This window comes from Candidatus Nanopelagicales bacterium (assembly GCA_037045355.1).
Lineage (GTDB): Bacteria > Actinomycetota > Actinomycetes > S36-B12.
In genome coordinates, this window is the sequence record JBAOHO010000026.1 from 426,455 (window position 1) to 448,754 (window position 22,300).

Genomic DNA, 22,300 nt, shown 5'->3' on the forward strand with positions numbered 1-22,300 from the left:
CCGGCAGATGATGCGAGGGGGTCCGGTCTCCGCGCGGCGCCAGACGACGAACGGCGGAACTGTCGGGGGTGCTGGGCATGATGGATCCATGATCGAGGTGACGCGGACGGGGCCGGCGGGCCTGGTGTTCCCGCGCGGCCCGTCGGTGGTGGAGCGGCGGTGGGGTCGGCAGTTGTGGGTCGAGTCGCGGCCGTCGTGGACCCAGGCGGGGTGGTGGGACGCTGAGTTGAGTCCGCGGGTCCGAGAACTCCTCGCCGTTCCGCTCGGGGAGCAAATGATGTCACGGTTACTGACACTGGGCGGCGAGGCGTCGGGGGAGTGCGGTTGGGTCCATCCGGTGACGCTGCCGGAGGACCGCATCGGTGTGGCTGGGTCTCCGTGCGCCTGCCAGATCGTCCTGGCGGCAGCCTGGCAGGCGGCGGCCTCGTGGACGACGTTGCGCGCCGACCGTGCCGTGGTCGCGGCGGTGGGTTCTCGACCGGTGCGGGTGGCGCTCCGGCCGGGACAGCCGCAGTGGGGATCGATCACCGATCCTGCGGTCGAAGAGATTGTGGTGGCCCTCCGGTGCTCACCGGCGAGTATGCGCAATCTGATCCATCGGGTGCGCGCCGTGACTGTCCTTCCCGTGCTGTCGGCCGCTGTGTCCGAAGGACTTCTCATCGGATGGCACGCCGGATGGGTGGCGGCGGACATCAGTCACCTGAAACGAAGCGACCGGGTCGACGTCGTCGACGCTCTGGTCGCTCGGCTCCGCGAACGGCACACTCAAGGCTTGACAACGTGGACCTTCACGGACGTTCGCGCCTGGGTGCGGCGCTTCGTCGCTCGGTCGGACCCGGATGCCGGCGGTCGTCGGCGCCGCTGTCACGCCGGGCGAGGAGTCCGACTGCGCATCGATGGTGACGGGCAGGCGAGTGTCATCGCCACACTTCCCGAGGACACCGCCACCCGCATATTCCGGCGCCTGACGGCCATGGCTCATGCGCTGGGCGCTGCAGACGCCTCACTTCCGCCCGATCAGGCGCGCAGCCTCGACCACCGGCGCGCGGATGTGTTGACCGATCTCATCCTCGACCGCCCTGCGGTCGCCGGCGAACCCGCCGGCGAGGTGGCGGTCGTCGTGGACCTGGCGACCCTGCTACGGGCTGCCGAGCATCCCGGCCGGGTACCGGGAGCCGAGCTCGTCCCCGCGGAGATCGCCCGCCAGATCGCGGCCGATCGCCGCTGGCGGGCCTGGATAACCGACCCGGACGGCACGGTGCTTGCCACAGGTACCCGGAGTTACCGCCCCTCGGCGGGGCTGGCCAGGTTGATCCGGGCTCGCGAGCCGTACTGCCGGATGCCCGGATGTCGCAACTCACACACCGATCTCGATCACACAGTCCCCTATCCGAAAGGTCCAACCAGCGGTCAGAATCTCGGGGCGCTGTGCCGACGGCACCATCGCATGAAGACACACGCCCGATGGCGACTGGCCAACGATCCGGACGGCTTCACGTGGTTCACACCGGCCGGGATCACCCATGCCGACCGTCCCGACCCACCGCTGCGCGACTGACTCGCCTGTCTGTGGATGTCCGCCTGTTCACGCTTGGCGTACTCGATAGGCGTGATATTCGGGAACGGCTTCCGGCGCACGGCGTTAGCATCCTAGGAACCGCCTGAATCTCCAGGAGTGTGAGCGATGTTCGAACGCTTTACCGACCGTGCCCGGCGGGTTGTGGTGCTGGCCCAAGAAGAGGCCCGCATGCTGAATCACAACTACATCGGCACGGAGCACATCCTGCTGGGTCTGATCCATGAAGGCGAAGGCGTCGCGGCCAAGGCGCTGGAGAGTCTGGGCATCTCACTCGAGGCCGTTCGCTCTCAGGTCGAGGAGATCATCGGACAGGGTCAGCAGGCTCCCTCCGGACACATCCCTTTCACCCCACGTGCCAAGAAGGTGCTGGAGCTGTCTCTGCGCGAAGCTCTGCAACTCGGCCACAACTACATCGGCACGGAACACATCCTGTTGGGATTGATCCGCGAGGGCGAGGGCGTCGCCGCACAAGTCCTGGTCAAGTTGGGCGCGGATTTGAGCCGGGTGCGCCAGCAGGTCATCCAACTGCTCTCCGGCTATCAGGGTAAGGAGCCCGCTACGGCCGGAGGTCCGCAGGAAGGAACCCCCTCGGGCTCACTCGTACTGGATCAGTTCGGGCGCAATCTCACGCAAGCCGCGCGAGAGGGGGCTTTGGACCCGGTCATCGGTCGGGACAAGGAGATCGAGCGCGTCATGCAGGTGCTGTCCCGCCGCACCAAGAACAATCCCGTGCTGATCGGCGAGCCCGGGGTCGGCAAGACAGCGGTGGTGGAGTCACTGGCGCAGAAGATCATCGTGGGCGACGTCCCGGACACTCTGCGCGACAAGCAGCTGTACACGCTGGATCTCGGCGCGTTGGTCGCCGGCAGCCGGTATCGCGGCGACTTCGAGGAACGCCTGAAAAAGGTCCTCAAGGAGATCCGAACCCGCGGCGACATCATCTTGTTCATCGACGAGATGCACACGCTCGTCGGGGCGGGTGCCGCCGAAGGCGCTATCGACGCCGCCAGCATCCTCAAGCCCATGCTTGCTCGGGGTGAACTGCAGACCATCGGGGCCACCACCCTCGACGAATACCGCAAGTACGTCGAGAAGGACGCGGCACTCGAACGCCGCTTCGCTCCGATCCAGGTGCCCGCACCCGACGTCGATATGACGGTCGCGATCCTGCGAGGATTGCGCGACCGCTACGAGAGCCACCACAAAGTCACGATCACCGATGAGGCCCTCGCAGCCGCAGCGCGCTTGTCCGACCGCTACATCAGTGATCGTCAGCTTCCGGACAAGGCGATCGACCTGATCGACGAAGCGGGTTCGCGTCTGCGGATCCGGCGCATGACCGCCCCTCCGGATCTGCGGGAGTTCGACGATCGCATCGCGGACGTGCGCAAACAGAAGGAATCCGCCATTGATGCCCAAGACTTCGAGGCCGCGGCGAACCTGCGTGACAAGGAGAAGCAGCTGATCGCCGAGAAGGCGCAGCGCGAGCGCGAGTGGAAAGCCGGCGACATGGACGTCGTCGCTGAAGTCGATGAGAAGCTCATCGCCGAAGTCCTCGCGCTCATGACCGGTATCCCCGTCACCGACCTGTCCGAGGACGACACCGCCCGCCTGTTGCGGATGGAAGAAGAACTCCACCGCCGCGTCATCGGTCAGGAGCAGGCGATCAAGGCCTTGTCCAAGTCCATCCGCCGCACCCGAGCGGGCTTGAAGGACCCGAAGCGGCCCTCCGGGTCGTTCATCTTCGCGGGACCCTCCGGGGTCGGCAAGACCGAACTGTCCAAAACCCTGGCCGAGTTCTTGTTCGGCGACGAAGACAGCCTCATCGCGCTGGACATGTCCGAGTACTCCGAGAAGCACACGGCCTCGCGTCTGTTCGGATCACCTCCGGGTTACGTCGGATACGAAGAAGGGGGCCAACTCACCGAGAAGGTGCGCCGCAAGCCCTTCTCCGTGGTGTTGTTCGACGAGATCGAGAAGGCTCACCCCGACATCTTCAACTCCTTGTTGCAGGTGCTTGAAGAGGGTCGCCTGACGGATGCTCAGGGTCGTGCGGTGGACTTCAAGAACACTGTGATCATCATGACCACCAACCTGGGCAGCCGCGATGTCTCCAAGTCCCTCGGCTTCGCGCCGTCGGACGACGACGTCGGCGCCTACGAGCGGATGCGCGGCAAGGTGCAGACCGAGTTGAAGCAGCATTTCCGCCCGGAGTTCCTCAACCGCATCGACGACACGATCGTGTTCCACCAACTCACTCGCCGGGAGATCGTCGCGATCGTCGATCTGATGGCGGCACGGTTGGACGAACGCCTGGCGGAGCGCGACATGAGCGTCGAGTTCACCACTCCCGCCAAGGAACTGCTCGCTGAACGCGGGTATGACCCCGTCCTGGGCGCGCGGCCCCTGCGCCGCACGATCCAGCGGGAGATTGAAGACTCCCTGAGCGAGAAGATCCTCTTCGGCGAGATCCACCCGCACAGCCTGATTGTGGTCGACGTCGAGGGGGAGGGCGACGATGCGATCTTCACGTTCACGCCGCAGCCCAAGGTCGAACTGCCCGACTCGCCACCGGTGGAGACCGTAGAACCCGAGTGACTCCAGCGACCTGGCTCTCTTCACTGGATGCTTGGTTTGCTTCGGCTTCCCGGGATCTTCCATGGCGAGTAGAGCCGCGGGATCCTTGGGGTGTGCTCGTCAGTGAGGTCATGCTGCAGCAGACTCCGGTGCTACGAGTCATCCCGGCCTTCACCTCGTGGCTGCAGCGCTGGCCAGACCCCGCGGGTCTGGCGGCGGACCCACCCGGCGAAGCCGTGCGGATGTGGGGCCGACTCGGATACCCCCGGCGCGCCCTGCGTCTTCATGCGGCGGCGATCGCAGTGGTCGCCGACCATGACGGTCGCTTGCCGGATAGCCACAGTGAACTCGTCGCTCTTCCCGGAATTGGGGACTACACGGCTTCTGCTGTTCTCGCGTTCGCCTTCAAGCGTCGGATCGCCGTTCTCGACACCAATGTGCGTCGGGTCCTCGGTCGGTTCCTGGACGGACGGGCACTTCCTCGATCGTCAGCCCCAAGTCGTGCCGAGCGCGACCGGCTGTCCGCGATGCTGCCGTCCGATCCCGCGGCGGCAGCCAGGGTGAGCGAGGCGATCATGGAACTGGGGGCAACGGTCTGCCTGGCTCGCACCCCCCGGTGTGAACACTGTCCTGTGCGGTCAGGGTGTCGCTGGTATGCAGCCGGTCGGCCACAGAACCAACACCCGGTGGCCAGGCAAGCCCGGTTCGAGGGCAGCGACCGGCAGGTCCGCGGCTTGATCCTCGCCCTGCTGCGGGAGTCGGACCACCCGCTGCCGAGCGCGGAGATCGACGGACTGTGGCCGGATTCCCACCAGTTGTCCCGGGCGCGGGATTCGCTGCTGGCGGACGGGCTCATCGTTCGCGCCGGGTCTTGCTTCTCGCTGCCGCTGGGGCAGGATGCGGCCAGATAGACAGTAGGAGGACCAGTAGGAGGAAATGTGGACAGTCAGCGTCATGTCGGACGGACCGCGCTGGTGACCGGGGCCGGGTCGGGCATCGGCCGGGCCACGGTCCTCGAGTTGCTCGCGGAGGGGGCGGTCGTAATCGGTGTGGACCTCTCCGACACCGGGTTCGCGGATCTTCGGCACGAGGCGGGGGCCGCGGCGGACCGACTCGAGATCCGGCAGGTGGATGTGACGTCGGCCGGCGAAGTGGGAGCCCTGGTGGCGGACCACGAACGCATCGACGTTCTGGTCAACAACGCCGGGGTGATGGATCACTTCCTGCCTGTCGGCGAGGTCGATGATGCGACCTGGGATGCGGTCCTGGCGGTCAACCTCACCAGTGTCATGCGCCTGACTCGGGCGGTCCTTCCGGTCATGGAGGGCAACGGGGGCGGTGCCATCGTCACCGTTGCCAGCAAGGGAGCCCTGTCCGCCGGGGCGTCAGGGGTGGCGTACGCAGCGTCCAAGCACGGGGTGATCGGCGTGGTGAAGCACACCGCGTGGTTCTACGGTCCTCGGGGAATCCGGTCGAATGCCGTGTGCCCCGGTGCGGTGGCCACCGGGATCGGCGCTTCGGCCATGCCTCGCAGCGAGTGGGTCATGGCCCGGGCTCAGCTCGCGATGGCGAGCATGGGGGAGATCGCCGAACCCGCGAGCATCGCAAGTGTCATCTCCTGGTTGGCATCAGATGAGGCGGGCAACGTCAACGGTGCGGTCGTGACGGCCGATGGCGGCTGGGACGCCGCTTGACCGACCCCGGGTGTACCGGATCGGGCCTCCGGGAGTCTACGGTTAGTCCGTGAGTTCGGTCATGAAGCCCGTCGGGCCCGAGGATCCCCAGGTCTATTGGCGGCGCCGGGCCCTGGTCGGAGGCATCGTCTTGCTGGTTCTGGTGCTCCTGTGGCTGATCTTCCGACCCAAAGGCGAGCCTGATCCTGAGCCGGTGGCGGCCCCCGCATCACCCTCCGTCATCGCCAGCACCCCGGCCTCCCCGCTCGCCTCTCCGAGCGGGTCGTCGTCGAGTTCGGCCAGTCCCTCGGGGTCTTGCTCCGACAGCGACATCGACGTCACCGTCACCACCAGTGAGCCGAGTTACTCCGGAGACACCGAGCCTGAGCTGACCATGGCCATCGCCAACACTGGAACCGAGCCGTGCCAGCGGGATGTGGGGTCGGGGGCCAACGAGATCATCATTTCGTCGGGCGGCGTCAAGGTGTGGTCGTCCGACGACTGCAGCGATTCATCAGAATCCGACGTCGTCACGCTGCGCCCGGGAGAGAAGGCGAGCGTCACCGTGAGTTGGCCGCGCGTCAGCAGCGATGCCGGGTGCAGCGGTGAGGGCACTCCGGTCGAGCCCGGTGCCTACGACGCGGTTGGACGCAACGACAAGGTCGAAAGCTCCGAGACTGCCTTCACTCTGCAGTGAGTCCTTTCACCGGCGGGACTTCCTCGCCGGTGATCGCGGCCAGGTAGTCGGGATCCACGCCAGCTGCCAACAGTTCCTGGTCCACACTGACGTGCACATGGTCGAAGTGGGTGTTGGTGCAGTCGCCATTGTTGTAGCCGTCCTGGCGCCAGTTCGCGATCGGCGTCCAGGAAACTTCCTCGTCGCGGTATCCGGGGCTGCGGACATGGTCCTGCCAGATCAGGTAGTCGAGGTTGAACCTTCTCGCGTTGTCGATGAGGTACCGCGTGAGCCGCGTGCCGACCCGCAGGTCCTCCTCGCTCGTGGTGCGTGAACCCGAGTCCGAGTTCTCGCAGCCCGCGGGCATCATGAAGTCGATGGCGTGCTGCCAGTCCGGCATGTGGCCGTTGTAGGTGCCATGCGTGATGATGTGCGGGAAGTTGATGTACGCACACCGGGACATCCGCTTGGCGTTGTCGCTCATGTCATCCCAGTTGAAGCCAGTTGCGCGGCGGAAGTAGGACTTGAACGACTGCGGCACCACGGGGCATCGGGTCATCGTGACGTCCGGAGGGGTGCACTTGATGCGATGGCCGTACGTCGGGCGGTCGTCGCTGGAAGGCAGTTCCCTGGCGCTGAACCGCTCCAGCCACTGGCCGGCCTTGATCGGCGCGTTCACCTTGGCGGTGGCGGCGTCCTCCGAGGCGGGATCGAACTGGCGCGCGAACACGCGGGCGGCCTTGTCCGCAGCTGTGAGGGCCTTGAACTTCTTGGCGCGCGACTCGCGCCAGGTCGCGGTCATCTCGTCCATCAGGTGAGTCACCTGGTGCTTCATGCTCCAGCGGTTGTTGCCCTTGGCCTCTAGTGCGGCGGTGTAGGACTTCCAACGATCGCGGGGCCACTGCGCCAGGCCGATACGCTGCCCGGACGTCGCAAAAGCGATAGGGCTGACCCCGGAGACGTGGTCGAGGTACCCCAGGACGCCGGCACTCGCTGCCGGCGAGAACCCGGCGTTGCGCAGTCGCTTCCACACGTACAGTGCCCGACTCTTCGCCCCAGGCGTGGTCGTCGTCGCCGCACACACCGAGGGCGTTTTCGGCTTCTTTCCGGCGCCCGCCGGGACCCCAGCCGCCATCGATACGGTCACAGCGAACGCTGCGGTAGCGGTGATCAAGACTCGTACGAACCCGGTTCTGCGCATGCGGCGGAACCTAGCGAGGTCACGCGACGTCGGCAGCCGAGTTGTCGAAAACGTCCGGGCTGTGCAGGTTTACCGCTTGATTTCGTCCCAAAACCCCCCAAATGTGTCCGATATGCGGCTATTCGTCCCGAGTGCGGCCATGGCGTGTTCCAGGCGCCGCAACGGGATCGTGGCTATCGGCGTGCCGGTCGCGTCAGTCGAATCGGGCACGAGTGCGGTGGTGTACCCCAAGCGGGCCGCCTCGTTGAGCCGCTGCGCCATCGAGTGACACGGTCTCAGGTCACCGGACAGGGCGACCTCTCCCAACGCGACGAGGTCCGTGGGCACGACGGTGCCCGTAGCCGCAGAGAAAATGGCGAGGCACGTCGCCAGGTCAGCGGTGGGATCGGTGATCCGCAGGCCCGCGACGGTGGCGACGTAGAGATCGGACCGGCCGAATCCCACCTCGCCCTCTCTCTGGGTCAGGGCCGCCAGCATGCTCACCCGCGACGAATCCAGCCCAGCGACGATGCGTCGACCGCTGTCCTGATCGGGGGCCCGGGGGGAGAGCAGCGACTGAATCTCCGCGGAGATCGGTCGGCGGCCCTCGAGAGTGACCGTGGCGCAAGTTCCCGCGACCGGGACCTCACGCACCGAGCGGAACAATTGGGAGGGGTCGGCGAGCTCTGACAGGCCTCCATCCGTCTGCTCGTAACAGACAACCTCGTCGGCTGGTCCGTAGCGGTTCTTGACGGCGCGCAGGAGGCGTACCTGAGTGTGTGGTTCGCCTTCGAATGTCAGAACCGTGTCGACCAGATGCTCCAGGGCCCGGGGACCGGCGATGGAGTTCTCGCGCGTGCTCTGCCCCACGAGCAACGTCGGCACCCCCCGTGCTTTCGCCTGACGGGTGAGGACCGCCGCGACCTCGCTCACCTGAGAGATACCTCCGGCCCGCCCATCGATCTCAGGAGACGCGAGGGTCTGGACCGAGTCGACGACGATCAGTTGAGGATTGTGATGCTCGATGTGACCTAAGACTGCGCCGAGGTCGGTCTCATCGGCGACAAGGAGGCGCTCATTGCCCGCCCCGATCCGTTCGGCACGCACGCCGATCTGCTCGGCGGATTCCTCGCCGGAGATGTACAGCACAATCGCGTCAGCGAATCGCTCGGCGAAACGATGAGCGACGTCGAGCAGGAGCGTGGACTTGCCGACCCCCGGTTCGCCCGCGACCAGGACGACTTGCCCCGCGACCAGTCCGCCCCCGAGTACGCGGTCGAACTCACCAGCACCGCTGTGGATTCGCGGTGTTCGCTGTGCGGTGACGGTGGTAATCGGTTGCGCCGGGCGAGTGGGTGCACCCCCGCTGCCCCGCTTGGTCTTGGTCCCGGTCAGAGGCAGGCGTTCCGACTGATGTTCGACCATGGTGCCGAACTCCTGACACCGTGGGCAGCGCCCCACCCACCGCACGCTGGAGGAATGACACTTCGAACACACGAAGGTGCTGGTGGGGGACTTGGCCACGGTGGCCCTCCGATCAGGCGGTTGTCCCGACCCTAGGTGCCGGGTCCGACATTTCGGGTGAGGCGGGGTGTGGCGCCAGCGCCGAGTTGGGCAGTGACCGACCGACCGGCGTGAGACTCAGGGCGCTGCGAGCGGCTTCGTGCGCCTCGCAGTGGATCACCAGTTCGTCGTACGCGGCCTCGCCGATCATGGCCACGAGTTCAGCCCGGCTGGACCGGTAGACCGGTTGGGTCCCGACATGGGCCTCGGTGTCGGACGAGCAGTACCAGTCGAAATCATGTCCTCCGGCACCCCACATGGCCCGGACGTATTCGGTGATCGTGATGACGAGGGTGCGCGTATCGTCGTTGTGCTCCACCCACGTGTAGTCCCTTCTGATGGGCAGTTGCCAGCACACGTCGGGTTTGGTGTCGATGGGGGATTCGCGCTCGTGCTGTGCCAACAGATGCAGCGCGCACCCCGCGCCGGCGGGAAACGATGGTGAGTTCTGGAAGATGCAGGCGCCTTTGCTCACGCGGGTCTTGCGGTCCCCGTCCCCGTCGGTCTCGACCCAGTCCGACGTGCGGAGTTTGCCGCTGGGCTTCTGTTCCCACTCGGCCCCGGTCAGGCGCTTGACCCAGCGTCGGACGCGTTTCTCATCGTCCTTGTCCGCGAAATGGGCGCCATGCGAGCAGCATCCCGCCTGCGGTACGGACGCATCGATGCCCCGGCATCCCCGACCGTAGATGCAGGTCCACCGGGACGTGAGCCAGGTGAGATCGGCGCGAATGACCTGGTCGGCGACGGCGGGGTCAGGAAACTCGATCCACGCGCGGGGGAACGTGTCGGCAACCTCGGGCACGGCGTCACTCTACGCGGGCGGGTACCGTTTCCCCATGCGTCTGGGTGTGATCGACATCGGTTCGAACACCGTGCACCTGCTCGTCGTCGATGCGCACTACGGCGCGGCGCCCATCGCGGCGCATTCCCACAAGATGGAACTGCGGCTGTCCGAGCACCTCACTGAGTCAGGAGCCATCGATTCAGCAGCGACACAGTCTCTGATCGACTTCACGCTACGGGCCCAGGTGATCGGGGAGGATCTCGGTGTCACCGACATGGAGGCCTTCGCGACATCCGCGATCCGGGAGGCGAGCAACGGCGAGGATGTCCTGCGTCAGGTCCGCAAGGCCACCGGAATCGCGACGACGACCGTGACCGGCGACGACGAGGCGCGGCTGACCTTCCTGGCCGTGCGACGCTGGTTCGGCTGGTCCGCCGGACGGCTGCTGGTGCTCGACATCGGTGGCGGCAGCCTCGAGATCGCGATCGGGGGGGACGAAGAGCCGGACCTCGCCTTCTCCATGCCCTTGGGGGCCGGCCATCTCACGCGCACGATGCTCTCCGGGGACCCGCCTGACGAGGACTCCGTGCGGGAGTTGCGCCGCCACATCCGAGCCGAGATCGCAGGCTCCGTGGGCCGCATCCAGCGCCTGGGTCTTGCGGAGCGAGCCGTCGCCACTTCCAAGACCTTCAAACAGTTGGCACGCATCGCCGGAGCGGCGCCCTCCAGCGAGGGCCCGTTCGTGCGCCGCACCTTGAGCCTGACCGACCTGAGCGCTTGGCTGCCCAAGTTGGCTGCCATGACCACCAAGGAACGCGGCGGCCTGCCCGGGGTCAGCGTTGGGCGTGCACCTCAGTTGGTCGCGGGTGCGCTGGTCGCCGAAGCCGCCATGGAGTTGCTCGATGTCGATGAGGTCGACATCTGCCCCTGGGCGTTGCGCGAGGGCGTGATCCTAAGACGCCTGGACGGACTGAATCAGTGAACGCATCATCGGTGGCCACTGTCGAACAGGTCGTCCCGGCCGCCGGCGAGGGGTTGACCGACGAGCAGGTGGCGGCTCGCGTCGCCGCCGGCCTCGCCAACGATGCCCCCGACGCTCGCAGTCGCAGCCTGTCCGACATCATCCGGGCGAACACCTTCACCTGGTTCAACGGCCTGTTGGGCACGTTGTGGGTGGTCATGATGCTCGTCGCGCCGCCCAAACAGGCGCTGTTCGGTCTCGTCATCGTCTTCAACACGGGCATCGGGATCATCCAGGAGTACCGAGCCTCGCGGGAACTCGCCAAACTCAGCCTCATCGGCGAGGTCAAGCCGACCGTGGTGCGAGCCGGGCGAGAGATTCCCGTCAGCGTCAAGGAGATCGTCCGCGACGATCTGATCCTGCTGTCCGCCGGTGATCAAGTGGTCGTCGACGGAACCATCACCGAGTCCCGCGGACTGGAACTGGACGAGAGTCTGCTCACGGGCGAGGCCGACGCGGTCGACAAGGTCGCCGGGCGATCCCGCGATGAGCGGCTCGTTCGTGGCCGCGGGGTCCGGTGTCATGGTCGCCACCAAGGTCGGGTCCGAGTCGTTCGCCGCGGGCATCACCGCCGCCGCCAAGGAGTACACGCTTGCCAGTTCGGAGCTGCGCGACTCGGTGAACAAGTTCATCCGCACGGTGTCGTTCTTGATCGTGCCGATCGGGATCCTCCTCGTCATCAGCCAACTGCGGGCAGACCAGCCGCTGGATCTGGCGATCCAGGGCAGCATCGCCGGGATGATCACGATGATCCCCGAGGGGCTGGTGCTGCTCACGAGCATCGCCATGGCCGTCGCGGTGGTCCGGCTGGCCCGCCGCAAGGCCCTCGTCCAGGAGATGCCCGCGGTGGAAGCGCTCGCGCGCACCGATGTCGTATGTGTCGACAAGACCGGCACCCTGACCGACCCTGGCATGGCGTTGCGGCTCGTCACCCCCCTCGCGGGGGCCGATGAACAGCAGGTGCGTCGCATCCTCGGGGCACTGGGCAGCGCGGACCCGCGTCCGAACCCCACCATGGACGCGATCCGGCGGGACTGCCCGGATCCGGGTTGGACCCTGGCGGACTCCGTGCCCTTTTCCTCCGCGCGCAAGTGGTCGTCCGCGGACTACGCGCAGGGGTCATTCGTCATCGGCGCTCCCGAGATGCTGTTCTCCGACCTCACCGCTCGGCCCTGGTGGGCTGCCGCGGAGCACTACGCCGACGATGGCGCTCGGGTGCTGGTCCTCGCGCAAGCCGGGCAGCCGCCCCGGGCCGACCAGCCGTTGCCGACGCTGCAGGAACTGGCGGTAGTCGTCATCGATCAGAAACTGCGCTCCGACGCCGCGGAGACTGTTGCGTTCTTCGAGGAACAGGGCGTGGCGGTGAAGGTCATCTCCGGCGACAACGCGGCCACCGTCGGCGCCATCGCGGGGCGTGCCGGAGTGCCAGGCGCGGACGACCCCTTCGATGCGAGGAACCTCCCGACCACCATCGACGGCATGGGGACACAGCTGGAAAGCCACAGCGTCTTCGGCCGCGTCACCCCTGATCAGAAGAAGTACATGGTGGACGCGCTCCAGCAGCGTGGTCACACCGTCACCATGACCGGTGATGGGGTCAATGATGTCCTCGCTCTGAAGCGTGCCGACCTCGGCATCGCCATGGGTTCGGGAGCACCCGCCACCCGAGCCGTCGCCCAGATCGTGCTGATGGACAACAAGTGGTCGACCCTTCCCCAGGTAGTGTTCGAGGGGCGCCGGGTTCTGGGGAACATCGAGCGGGTGTCGGACGTGTTCCTCACCAAGTCCATCTACGCAATGGTCATCAGTCTCGCCACCGGGGTGTTCGGAGTGGCCTTCCCCTTCCAGCCAATCCAGTTGACCCTCGTGTCGTCGCTGACTATCGGCATCCCCGGGTTCTTCCTCGCCCTCATGCCGAACACCGACCGCTTCCGTCCGGGGTTCTTCCGCCGGGTTCTGCTGTTCGCGGTTCCCGCCGGCGTCGTGTGTGCGGCCAGCGCTTTCACCAGTTACATCGTCGTCAGCGGCATGGACAACGCGGAGGTCCAGTCGCAGACGTACGCGACTTTGACGCTGCTGATCGTGGCTTTGGGGGTCCTGCTGCAATCCGCCCGACCACTCAACCTGCTGCGGATCGCCGTTGTTGCAGCCATGGCGGTGGCAGTCCTCGGAGTCGTTCTCATCGGTCCGCTGGCCCGGTTCTTCTCGATGACCGTGACCGTGGGGCCGCAACTGATCGCTGCCCTCGCGATCGGGGCCGTGGGAGTCGCCGTCATCCTGGCCATCACCCCCGTGATCGATAAGTTGCGCCGCCAGTGAGTCCCGCTCGTCGGCCCCGCGCCAAGACAGCGTTGCGTTCCACCCGTTCCCCGGTGGTGCGGGTCCCCGACGCCAAGGTGGCGCTGTCCACCGCCTCGGTGTACCCGGAGTCGACCGCTGCCGCTTTCGAGATCGCCGGGAGACTCGGCTACGACGGGGTCGAAGTCATGGTCATGAACGATCAGGTGAGCCAGGACCCCGACGCGCTCAAGCGACTGTCCGACCACTATGCGATGCCGATCCTCGCGGTCCACGCACCCTGCCTGCTGGTGACCCAGCGGGTGTGGGGCACGGATCCGTGGGGCAAGCTCGTCAGGGCTCGCGCAGCAGCGGAGAAGCTCGGTGCGGCGACTGTCGTCGTCCATCCCCCGTTCCGCTGGCAGCGGGAGTACTCGCGGGACTTCGTCGTCGGGCTGAAGCGTATGGGCGAGGAAACTGACATCCGATTCGCGGTGGAGAACATGTACCCGTGGCGAGCCCGTTCGCGTGAAGTCGCCGCGTACGCGCCGGGATGGGACGTGCGGCATTCCGACTACCCACACACCACCTTGGACCTTTCCCACACCGCTGTGAGCCAATCCGACCCCATGCGAGTGGCCGAGGATCTCGGCGATCGCTTGGCGCATATCCACTTGGCCGACGGATCGGGTTCGGCCCGCGACGAACATCTGATCCCGGGGCGTGGTTCTCAACCCGCCGGCGATCTGCTCGAACTCCTCGCCCGCCGCCAATTCGATGGAACTGTGGTCGTCGAGGTGTCGACGCGCAAGGTCTCCTCCCGGGCTGAACGTGAGGCGGACCTCGCCGAAGCGCTCGCTTTCGCCCGCCTGCACCTCGCTGTCTCATCCACAGAACGTCGAAGAGGACCAGAACCCCGAAAGGGACCAGAACCCCGAAAGGGACCAGAACCCCGAAAGGGACCGGAACCCCGAAGGGGGCGCGAGAACCGAGACGGTTCCCTAGAGTGAGGGGGTGGCCAGGGACGAAGTAGCCGACGCCGTCTTGGACTCCGCGCGCGTGGCGTTCAACACCCGCGGATATGCCCGCACCACGATGCGCGGCGTCGCGGCAGCCGCCGGAGTGGCCCCGTCGGTGATGCGCAAGTACTACGCGAACAAGGAACAGATGTTCGCCGCCGCGATGAAACTGCCCTTCGATCCCTCGAGTGCCGTCCCGCAACTGTTGGCTCCGGGGCTGGACGGCATGGGCGAGCGCCTCGTACGAGGCACCTTCGACGTACTCAAGGACGACGAGACCCGGCAAGAGATCGTCGAACTGTTCCAAGCGGGCGCCTCAGCGGGCAAGGCGGCTCAATCTCTGCGGGAGTTTCTCGAGGAGTCCGTGATCGACCGGATCGCCGGCGCGGTGGGCATCCCCGATGCCCGCATGCGCGCAGCGCTGATCTCCAGTCACCTGATGGGACTTGCGGTCATCCGCTATGTCGTTCGGCTCGAACCGCTGGCGTCGGCCTCCGAAGACGAAGTCGTACGGATCTACGCTCCGATGATCCAAGACCTGCTCGACCCCACCAAACCCGTCAAGGGGCTCAGCCGCGGCGCATGAGAAGCGGACCTCAGCCCTGACCCCTGGACCGTTCACGCGCCAATGATGCGGCCAGGCATTAGCCTTCGGAGTGGAACCCGATATGGGAGGGCCAATGCTGCGTCAGGCGCTGCTGACTGTGTCGCGCAACGACAAGATCAAGGAGATGTCCGTCGCGCTCCCGGTGACGAGAGACGTCGTGCATCGTTTCGTCGCCGGTGAAGGCGCTCCGGACGCAGTGGCGGCGACGGCCGAACTCGCCGCAACCGGAAGGCTGGCGACCATCGACCGACTCGGGGAAGACGTGCTCGAGTTGGCCGATGCCGAGCAGACCCGAGACGACTATCTCGACCTGCTCGACGGCCTGAACGCCAACGGCCTGACCTCGGACGCCGAGGTGTCCGTGAAGTTGAGCGCAGTCGGGCAGGCGCTGCCGGGGGACGGCGAGAAGATCGCGTTGGAGTTCGCCCACCAGATCGCCGCAAAGGCGCACGGATACGGAACCACCGTCACGCTGGACATGGAGGATCACACGACCACGGACTCCACCCTGGGCATCCTGCGCGAACTGCGCCGCGACTTCCCGGCGACGGGCGCGGTGATCCAGGCGTATCTGTACCGCAGCGAGGCGGACTGCCGCGACTTGTCCGGCGCGGGCTCGCGGGTGCGCCTGTGCAAGGGCGCGTACAAGGAACCTGAGGAAGTTGCCTACCAGTCCAAGCACGAAGTCGACCTGGCGTTCGTGCGCTGCATGAAGATCCTCATGGCGGGCGACGGCTATCCCATGATCGCCTCCCACGACCCGCGGCTAGTCGATATCGCCCAATCACTCGCGATTCACAATGACCGCCCCAAGGGTTCGTACGAGCATCAGATGTTGTACGGAGTGCGCCCCGAGGAGCAGCAGCGGTTGGCGGACTCGGGCGAGAAGATGCGTGTCTACATTCCCTACGGCCAGGACTGGTACGGGTACATGGTCCGCCGCATGGCCGAGAAGCCCGCCAACATGGGTCTTTTCCTCAAGTCGCTCTCGTCGAAGAAGTAGTCGTGGCTGATATCGCGATCGTCGGGGCCGGGGTGATGGGGGAGACCCTTCTCTCAGGCCTTCTGCGGGCCGGTCGACAACCGGACGACATCGTCATCGCGGAACGGCGAGATGACCGCGCCATCGAGTTGACGGACCGCTACGGCGTCAGCGTGATGACCAACGGCGAGGCCGCCGCTGCAGCAGACACTGTGATCCTGGTCGTGAAGCCGCAAGACATGGCTGCGGTTCTCGCCGAGATCACCGATCGGATCCGCAGTCATGCGCTGGTGATCTCGTTGGCCGCGGGCATCACCACGCGGTATCTCGAGGAGCGATTGCCCGCGGGAACCGCAGTGGTTCGAGTGATGCCGAACACCCCCGCCCTGGTCGATGAGGGAATGGCTGCGATCTCCGCCGGATCCTCGTGCGACGAGCAGCACCTCGACGAGGCCGAGTCCTTGTTGAAGTCCGTGGGACGGGTCATCCGGGTGCCCGAGAAGCAGCAGGACGCAGTGACGGCGATCTCCGGCAGCGGGCCCGCATACATCTTCTTCGTCGTGGAGTCCATGATCGAGGCCGGCGTCCATCTGGGGTTGCCGCGCACCACGGCGACACAACTGGCGGTGCAGACCGCGTTCGGCAGCGCCAAATTGCTGCGCGAGACCGGGCAACATCCGACTGTCCTGCGTGAGCAGGTCACCAGTCCCGGCGGCACGACGGCCGCAGCCTTGCGCGAGTTGGAATCCCACAGTGTCCGCGCGGCCTTCCTCTCGGCGCTGCAGGCCGCCCGGGACCGTTCCGAACAACTCGGATCCTGAGCCATGAGTGAGCAGGTCGTGATCTCCTGGTCTCAGGCACTGCGGGCCTATGACTTCGGTCCCGGTCATCCGCTCAGCCCGATCCGAGTCGAACTCGCCTGGAAGCTGATCGAGGAGTTCGGGCTGCTGGATGCGGATCACGTGCACATCAACAACGACATTCCGATCGCCCCCGACGACCTGCTGCTGCGTGTGCACACTCCGGACCTGATCAATGCGGTGCGCCGGGGGGGACAGGAACCCGACTTCAGTGATCTGAGATTCGGACTCGGGACCGCGGACACGCCTGTGTTCCCCGACATGCACACTGCCGCGGCCCGCGTGTGCGGCGCGACCCTGGCTGCAGCGCAGGCCGTGCACTCCGGTGCCGCAGAACATGCCGTGAACATCGCCGGAGGACTGCACCATGCGATGCCCGACCGATCATCCGGGTTCTGTGTCTACAACGATCTCGCAGTGGCCATTCAATGGTTGCTCGACAACGGCGTCGAACGAGTCGCCTACATCGATGTCGACGTCCACCATGGCGACGGCGTCCAGGCAGCGTTCTGGGATGACCCGCGCGTGCTGACGCTGTCGATCCACGAGAGCCCGGCGACGCTGTTCCCGGGCACCGGCTGGCCGACCGAGATCGGCGGGCCCAAAGCGCTCGGGACCAAGGTCAACCTCGCACTACCCGCTGGGACCGGGGACCAAGGATGGCTGCGGGCCTTCCACGCGGTGACACCCCACGTACTCGGAGCCTTTCGGCCGCAGATCATCGTTTCCCAGCACGGCTGCGACTCCCACTTCGAGGACCCGCTGGCCAGCCTGGCCGTTTCGATCGACGGGCAGCGAATGGCGGCGGAAGCCGTGCACCGGTGGGCGCATCGGTTCGCCGGCGGTCGATGGGTCGCTACCGGCGGCGGTGGCTATGAATGGGTCGACGTGGTCCCCCGCTCGTGGACGAACGTCGTCGCCATCGCCACCGACCAGGAGATCGATCCCGGCGCCAACCTGCCGGAACCGTGGCTCGATTATGTCCGCAACCTCATGGGCCGGGTCGGGCCGGCGCACATGACCGACGGTTACGAGCCCTGGCCCAAGAACTGGGACCTCGGATACGACCCCGCCGATCCCATCGACGCGGCAGTTGTGGCCACCCGCAACGCGGTGTTCCCTTACCTGGGCCTGGCCACCGACAGCTTCTCGGGCTTCTAGCCTGGTGGTCGGTCACCGGTTCCCGGCGGGCTACCCTGGGGGTCGATCATCGAGTTGTGAGGTTGGGCATGGGCTCTGTCGTCAAGAAGCGCCGCAAGCGGATGGCCAAGAAGAAGCACCGCAAGCTGCTCAAGCGCACCCGCGTCCAGCGTCGTAACAAGAAGTAGCGCCATGGGTCAGGTTGTCCTCGTCACGGGTGTGTCCCGGTACCTGGGTGGCCGCATGGCGCGCCTGCTGACCGAAGATCCCAGGATCGACCGGGTCATCGGCGTGGACGTCATTCCGCCTCGCGCGGACATCGGACGTGCCGAGTTCGTCCGGGCCGACATCCGCAACCCGATCATCGCCAAGGTCATCAACGCCGCGAGTGTGGACACCGTCGTGCACATGGGTGTCATCGCCACCCCGGTCCAGGCCGGGGGTCGGATGTCGATGAAGGAGATCAACGTCATCGGCACGATGCAACTGCTGGCGGCGTGTCAGAAGTCCCCCAGTGTGCGCCGACTCGTCGTCAAGTCGACCACGAGTGTCTATGGTGCGGGCCCTCGGGACCCGGCGATGTTCGCCGAGGAGATCGAGCCGCGGCACTCGCCGTCATCGGGGTGGGCCAAGGACTCCGTCGAGGTCGAGGCGTACGTGCGCGGCTTCGCCCGGCGCCGTCCCGATGTGACGGTCACGACCCTGCGGTTCGCCAACTTCATCGGTCCCAGCGTGCAGACACCGATGACGAGTTACTTCAGCCTTCCTGCAGTCCCGGTCGTCATGGGATACGACGCTCGGCTGCAGTTCGTCCACGAGGACGATGGGCTACGCGCCATCCACGAGGCAGCCGCAGAGGACAAGCCCGGGCTGTACAACGTGTCCGGCGACGGGATCCTGCTGCTCTCGCAGGCGATCCGACTTGCAGGTCGGGCGCCTTTCCCCCTGTTGCCACCACTCATCGGCATCGCCGGTCGAGCGATGATCAGCACTGGATTGGCCGACTTCAGCCCGGAACAGGTGCGGTTCTTGACCTACGGGCGAGGAGTCGACACGACGCGCATGCGGGAGGTGCTGGGTTTCGAGCCCGAGTACACGACTCAGGAGGCGTTCGAGTCGTTCGTCGCGGCCCGCGGTCTGAACCGCATCGTTCACCCCGACCGCGTGCGGTCGGCGGAACAGGCCCTGTCTTCTGTCATGACGTCGGGAATGTCTTCCATCGTGGCATCGGGAGTGTCCGTCCTTCGTGGCATCGGGAGTTCCGTCCGGTTGGACATCGGGAGGTAGTGGTGCCTGACGCGCGCGTCATCCACATCGACGGCTCGGAGCCTGAGACGTCGGACGATGAGTCTGCTTACGAGCCGCTCCCGGGGGCCCCGGTGGATCAGCCTTCTTGGGAGCAGCGCGTAGCAGGGGTGCTGCAGTTCATGCGCCGACGGGTGACCGGTGAGTACGACGTCGATGAGTTCGGCTTCGATCCCGAACTGCAAGAGCGCGTGCTGCTGGCGCCCTTCCGTCCGCTCTACGACAAATGGTTCCGGGTCGAGACTCGCGGCCTCGAGAACGTGCCGGATGCCGGCGGTGCTCTGGTGGTGGCCAACCACTCCGGCACCATCGCACTGGACGCGGTCATGACCCAACTCGCCTTACTCGACCACCACCCCGCGCACCGTCACCTGCGCATGCTCGGCGCCGACCTGGTGTTCCAGACACCGTTCGTCGGGGAGTTCGCCCGCAAGTCCGGGTCCACCCTGGCCTGCGCCCCCGATGCGGAGCGGCTGATGAATCGCGGCGAACTCGTCGGAGTGTGGCCGGAGGGCTACAAGGGAGTCGGCAAACCGTTCAGTGAGCGGTACAAACTGCAGCGCTTCGGTCGGGGTGGATTCGTCGCCGCTGCCCTCAAGACCGGAGTTCCGATCATCCCGACCGCCATCGTGGGCGCCGAGGAGATCTACCCGATGCTGGGAGACGCGCGCACCGTTGCCCGCATCATGGGGCTTCCCTATTTCCCGCTCACCGCGACGTTCCCCTGGCTCGGGCCCTTGGGCCTGGTCCCGTTGCCGAGCAAGTGGATCATCATGTTCGGAGACCCCATCGACACCACGTCGTTCCCCGAGGGGTCCGAAGAGGACCCCATGCTCGTGTTCAACCTCACCGATCAGGTCCGCGAGACCATCCAGCAGCAGCTCTATCGCCTGTTGGTGCAACGCCGTTCGGTCTTCTTCTGAGGCGTTCTGCTCGGGGTCGCTTTCCCTGGGCGGGAGAGTCCGCGTCAGGTAGCGTTGCCGGTATGAGTTACGTGCTGCGAGGTCTCGTCGGGCTCGCGATCGCCGTGACGGGCGCTGTGGTCCCGGTGAGTGCCCAGGCGGCGGAGGGCTCCATCACGGTCTCCGTCGAACCAGGGCGGCTGACCGCGGCTGAACAGGTCCGCGTCAAAGGGACAGTGACACCCGCGCCGGGTGGCCCCGTGCAGGTGCAGGTCCGCACACCGTCAGGGTGGACGGCAGCCACCAGTATGGCCACCGATGCCGACGGTTCATTCGCAGGTGACGTCACCCCAGTGTCCTCGGACTCCCGCGGCGCGTCCGCGCTGAGAGTGGTGGAGCCGGACACGGGAATGACCAGCGACTCCGTCTCGCTGGTCATCAGCGCGGCGTTGGACGTCCCCGCACTGGACGTCGATTACCTCGGCCGGGAGCGAGTCACCATCGGTGTGTACCCGCGGGCTTACACCGGTGAGATCACAGTGCGGGACCGGGCTGGACGGACCTTGGGTTCTGCCCCGGCAGCCAACGGCCGGGCCCGACTCGACCTCACCGCTCAGGACTTGGGACGCCAGAAGGTGTCAGTCCAATCCGCAGCCGATGGGGACCTTGTTCCCGGCAGTCAGAAGGCTGTCCTGCGCAGCAACTGGGTCCGCCTGCAGCGAGGCAGCACTGGTCCCGTCGTCGCCGGGCTCCTGCGGAAACTGCGGTCGTTGAACTTCCACACCCCGCCGGTGGGTGAGCGCTTCGATGCGCCGGTCGGCGATGTTGTCATGGCCTTCAAGAAAGCGGAGGAACTGCCCCGCAACGAACGCATGGACCGTCGGGCCTGGCGCACACTCGCCGACATGGCACCGATGAAGCCACGATTCCGTGGCGGTAAAGGAGTTCACATCGAGGTCGACAAGACCCGTCAGATCCTGATGCTGGTCAAGAACGGTCAGGTCAAGGGCACTCTGCACGTCTCGACAGGGGCCACCGGCAACACCCCCGAAGGTCGATTCCGGATCTACGAGAAGGGCGTCGGTGCCCTCTACCGATTCATGGGCTTCCAGGGCAACTTCGGAATCCACGGGTACATCCCGGTCCCGCCGTATCCTGCCTCTCACGGCTGTGTCCGCGAACCCATGTGGGCGGCCGATTGGACATACCAACGCAGCCCCGTCGGCACGCGCGTGATCATCTACACCTGATCAAGCCCTGCGACGTGCCACGACCACCCCGGCGGTGACCCCGGTTGCCGCCGCGGCCACTGCGGTCGCGATCACGGGGATCCCCACCCGGGTGACCAGACGCTTCCGGCGGAAGTTGAAGACGGGCCAGCCGTTGTCCCGGGCTTGTTCCCGCAACTCCGCGTCGGGATTGACCGCGACGGGATGTCCCACCGAGCTCAGGAGCGGTAGGTCGTTGCTGGAATCCGAGTACGCGTAGCAGCGGGCGAGGTCCAAGTCGTCACGTTGTGCCAGGGCGCGCACGGCCTCCGCCTTGGCGACCCCATGCAGCGGATGGCCCACCAGTGCGCCGGTGTAGCGACCACCGACGATTTCCGACACGGTTCCCAAAGCACCGGTGAATCCGAGCCGAGCGGCGATGACGTTGGCCAGTTCGACAGGCGTGGCCGACACGAGCCACACGGGCTCCCCAGCGTCGAGGTGGCGTTGGGCGAGATCCAGTGTCCCGGGCCACATCTTGTCTTTCATCAGTTCGTCGAAGACGGCCTCGGCGAGATCGTTGACCTCGGCCACGGGCTTGCCCTTCACGAACGCCAGGCCACTTTCCACTGCCTGGGCCATGTCGTCGAGGTCCTCCCCGCCGAGCAGTGCGAACCGCAGCTGCGCTGCGGCGAATCCCGCGATGTCCCGGCCGGTCAACAGCCCGCGCGCTGCTGCCCCGCGGGCCAGATGGAACATGCTGGACCCGCGGATGACGGTGTTGTCGATGTCGAAGAAGGCGGCCACCGCGGGATCCACACCCACCGCCGGTTCGGGGCGGCTCGGCGCGGCATCCGCTGCCGCCTGGCCCGCGCGGCGATACGACTTGAGCAGTCTCCGCGGCCGGCGTTGCACAGTTGCAGGCTACCGTCGTCGCCCGTGTGCCA

The 22,300-nt window shown here is 66.3% G+C and carries 20 protein-coding genes and 1 pseudogene; 17 read left to right on the forward strand and 4 right to left on the reverse strand.

Features of this window, described 5'->3' with window-relative positions; translation table 11 throughout:
* Positions 1–88 precede the first annotated feature (88 nt).
* The 5 genes from V9E98_14630 (at position 89) to V9E98_14650 (ending at position 6,526) form a co-directional block, all read left to right on the forward strand.
* On the forward strand, positions 89–1,558 hold the full coding sequence (locus V9E98_14630) for a DUF222 domain-containing protein (protein MEI2718201.1): 1,470 nt from the start codon (positions 89–91) through the stop codon (positions 1,556–1,558).
* Between the two features lie 126 nt (positions 1,559–1,684).
* Complete coding sequence (locus V9E98_14635; protein MEI2718202.1) at positions 1,685–4,177, forward strand: ATP-dependent Clp protease ATP-binding subunit; 2,493 nt, start codon at positions 1,685–1,687, stop codon at positions 4,175–4,177.
* A gap of 92 nt (positions 4,178–4,269) precedes the next feature.
* Entirely contained in the window at positions 4,270–5,067 is a 798-nt protein-coding gene (locus V9E98_14640) for an A/G-specific adenine glycosylase (GenBank protein ID MEI2718203.1), read from the forward strand.
* 27 nt (positions 5,068–5,094) lie between these two features.
* Positions 5,095–5,850 (forward strand): SDR family oxidoreductase, encoded by a 756-nt coding sequence (locus V9E98_14645; protein MEI2718204.1) that lies wholly within the window; start codon positions 5,095–5,097, stop codon positions 5,848–5,850.
* Between the two features lie 49 nt (positions 5,851–5,899).
* A complete protein-coding gene (locus V9E98_14650; GenBank protein ID MEI2718205.1) occupies positions 5,900–6,526 on the forward strand; it encodes a hypothetical protein in 627 nt (208 codons plus the stop codon).
* Here V9E98_14650 and V9E98_14655 read toward each other — a convergent pair.
* The 3 genes from V9E98_14655 to V9E98_14665 all read right to left on the reverse strand — a co-directional run bounded on the left by V9E98_14655 (position 6,513) and on the right by V9E98_14665 (position 10,050).
* Positions 6,513–7,706, reverse strand: coding sequence for a phage tail tip lysozyme (locus V9E98_14655; protein MEI2718206.1), 1,194 nt, complete (start codon positions 7,704–7,706; stop codon positions 6,513–6,515). The genes V9E98_14650 and V9E98_14655 overlap by 14 nt on opposite strands.
* Positions 7,707–7,775: 69 nt before the next feature.
* Positions 7,776–9,209, reverse strand: coding sequence for a DNA repair protein RadA (gene radA / locus V9E98_14660; GenBank protein ID MEI2718207.1), 1,434 nt, complete (start codon positions 9,207–9,209; stop codon positions 7,776–7,778).
* A 13-nt stretch (positions 9,210–9,222) separates the two neighbouring features.
* A complete protein-coding gene (locus tag V9E98_14665; GenBank protein ID MEI2718208.1) occupies positions 9,223–10,050 on the reverse strand; it encodes a hypothetical protein in 828 nt (275 codons plus the stop codon).
* 34 nt (positions 10,051–10,084) lie between these two features.
* Between V9E98_14665 and V9E98_14670 the strand changes: the two genes are divergently transcribed.
* The 12 genes and pseudogenes from V9E98_14670 to V9E98_14725 all read left to right on the forward strand — a co-directional run bounded on the left by V9E98_14670 (position 10,085) and on the right by V9E98_14725 (position 21,395).
* Entirely contained in the window at positions 10,085–11,014 is a 930-nt protein-coding gene (locus V9E98_14670) for a Ppx/GppA phosphatase family protein (protein MEI2718209.1), read from the forward strand.
* A 200-nt stretch (positions 11,015–11,214) separates the two neighbouring features.
* A pseudogene (locus V9E98_14675) lies at positions 11,215–11,812 on the forward strand (hypothetical protein).
* A gap of 78 nt (positions 11,813–11,890) precedes the next feature.
* On the forward strand, positions 11,891–13,372 hold the full coding sequence (locus V9E98_14680; GenBank protein ID MEI2718210.1) for an HAD-IC family P-type ATPase: 1,482 nt from the start codon (positions 11,891–11,893) through the stop codon (positions 13,370–13,372).
* The gene (locus V9E98_14685) at positions 13,369–14,340 is read left to right on the forward strand and encodes a sugar phosphate isomerase/epimerase (GenBank protein ID MEI2718211.1); all 972 of its coding nucleotides are present in this window, start codon (positions 13,369–13,371) and stop codon (positions 14,338–14,340) included. The genes V9E98_14680 and V9E98_14685 overlap by 4 nt, the downstream gene beginning before the upstream one ends.
* Positions 14,341–14,344: 4 nt before the next feature.
* Positions 14,345–14,935 carry a TetR family transcriptional regulator gene (locus V9E98_14690; protein MEI2718212.1) on the forward strand — a complete coding sequence of 197 codons (591 nt, stop codon included), beginning with the start codon at positions 14,345–14,347 and terminating at the stop codon, positions 14,933–14,935.
* Positions 14,936–15,029: 94 nt separating this feature from the next.
* Positions 15,030–15,959: a proline dehydrogenase family protein gene (locus tag V9E98_14695; GenBank protein MEI2718213.1), complete on the forward strand. Its 930-nt coding sequence runs from the start codon at positions 15,030–15,032 to the stop codon at positions 15,957–15,959.
* Positions 15,960–15,961: 2 nt separating this feature from the next.
* On the forward strand, positions 15,962–16,759 hold the full coding sequence (proC, locus tag V9E98_14700; protein ID MEI2718214.1) for a pyrroline-5-carboxylate reductase: 798 nt from the start codon (positions 15,962–15,964) through the stop codon (positions 16,757–16,759).
* A gap of 3 nt (positions 16,760–16,762) precedes the next feature.
* Positions 16,763–17,959 (forward strand): acetoin utilization protein AcuC, encoded by a 1,197-nt coding sequence (locus V9E98_14705; GenBank protein ID MEI2718215.1) that lies wholly within the window; start codon positions 16,763–16,765, stop codon positions 17,957–17,959.
* Positions 17,960–18,027: 68 nt separating this feature from the next.
* Positions 18,028–18,126 (forward strand): AURKAIP1/COX24 domain-containing protein, encoded by a 99-nt coding sequence (locus V9E98_14710; GenBank protein ID MEI2718216.1) that lies wholly within the window; start codon positions 18,028–18,030, stop codon positions 18,124–18,126.
* Positions 18,127–18,130: 4 nt separating this feature from the next.
* Positions 18,131–19,225, forward strand: a complete 1,095-nt coding sequence (locus V9E98_14715) for an SDR family oxidoreductase (GenBank protein ID MEI2718217.1) — start codon at positions 18,131–18,133, stop codon at positions 19,223–19,225.
* Positions 19,226–19,227: 2 nt separating this feature from the next.
* On the forward strand, positions 19,228–20,166 hold the full coding sequence (locus V9E98_14720) for a lysophospholipid acyltransferase family protein (protein MEI2718218.1): 939 nt from the start codon (positions 19,228–19,230) through the stop codon (positions 20,164–20,166).
* A gap of 62 nt (positions 20,167–20,228) precedes the next feature.
* Positions 20,229–21,395: a L,D-transpeptidase gene (locus tag V9E98_14725; protein ID MEI2718219.1), complete on the forward strand. Its 1,167-nt coding sequence runs from the start codon at positions 20,229–20,231 to the stop codon at positions 21,393–21,395.
* On the opposite strand, the gene V9E98_14730 is transcribed toward V9E98_14725, so the two are convergent.
* Entirely contained in the window at positions 21,396–22,268 is an 873-nt protein-coding gene (locus tag V9E98_14730; GenBank protein MEI2718220.1) for an HAD-IB family hydrolase, read from the reverse strand.
* Between the last annotated feature and the right edge of the window lie 32 nt (positions 22,269–22,300).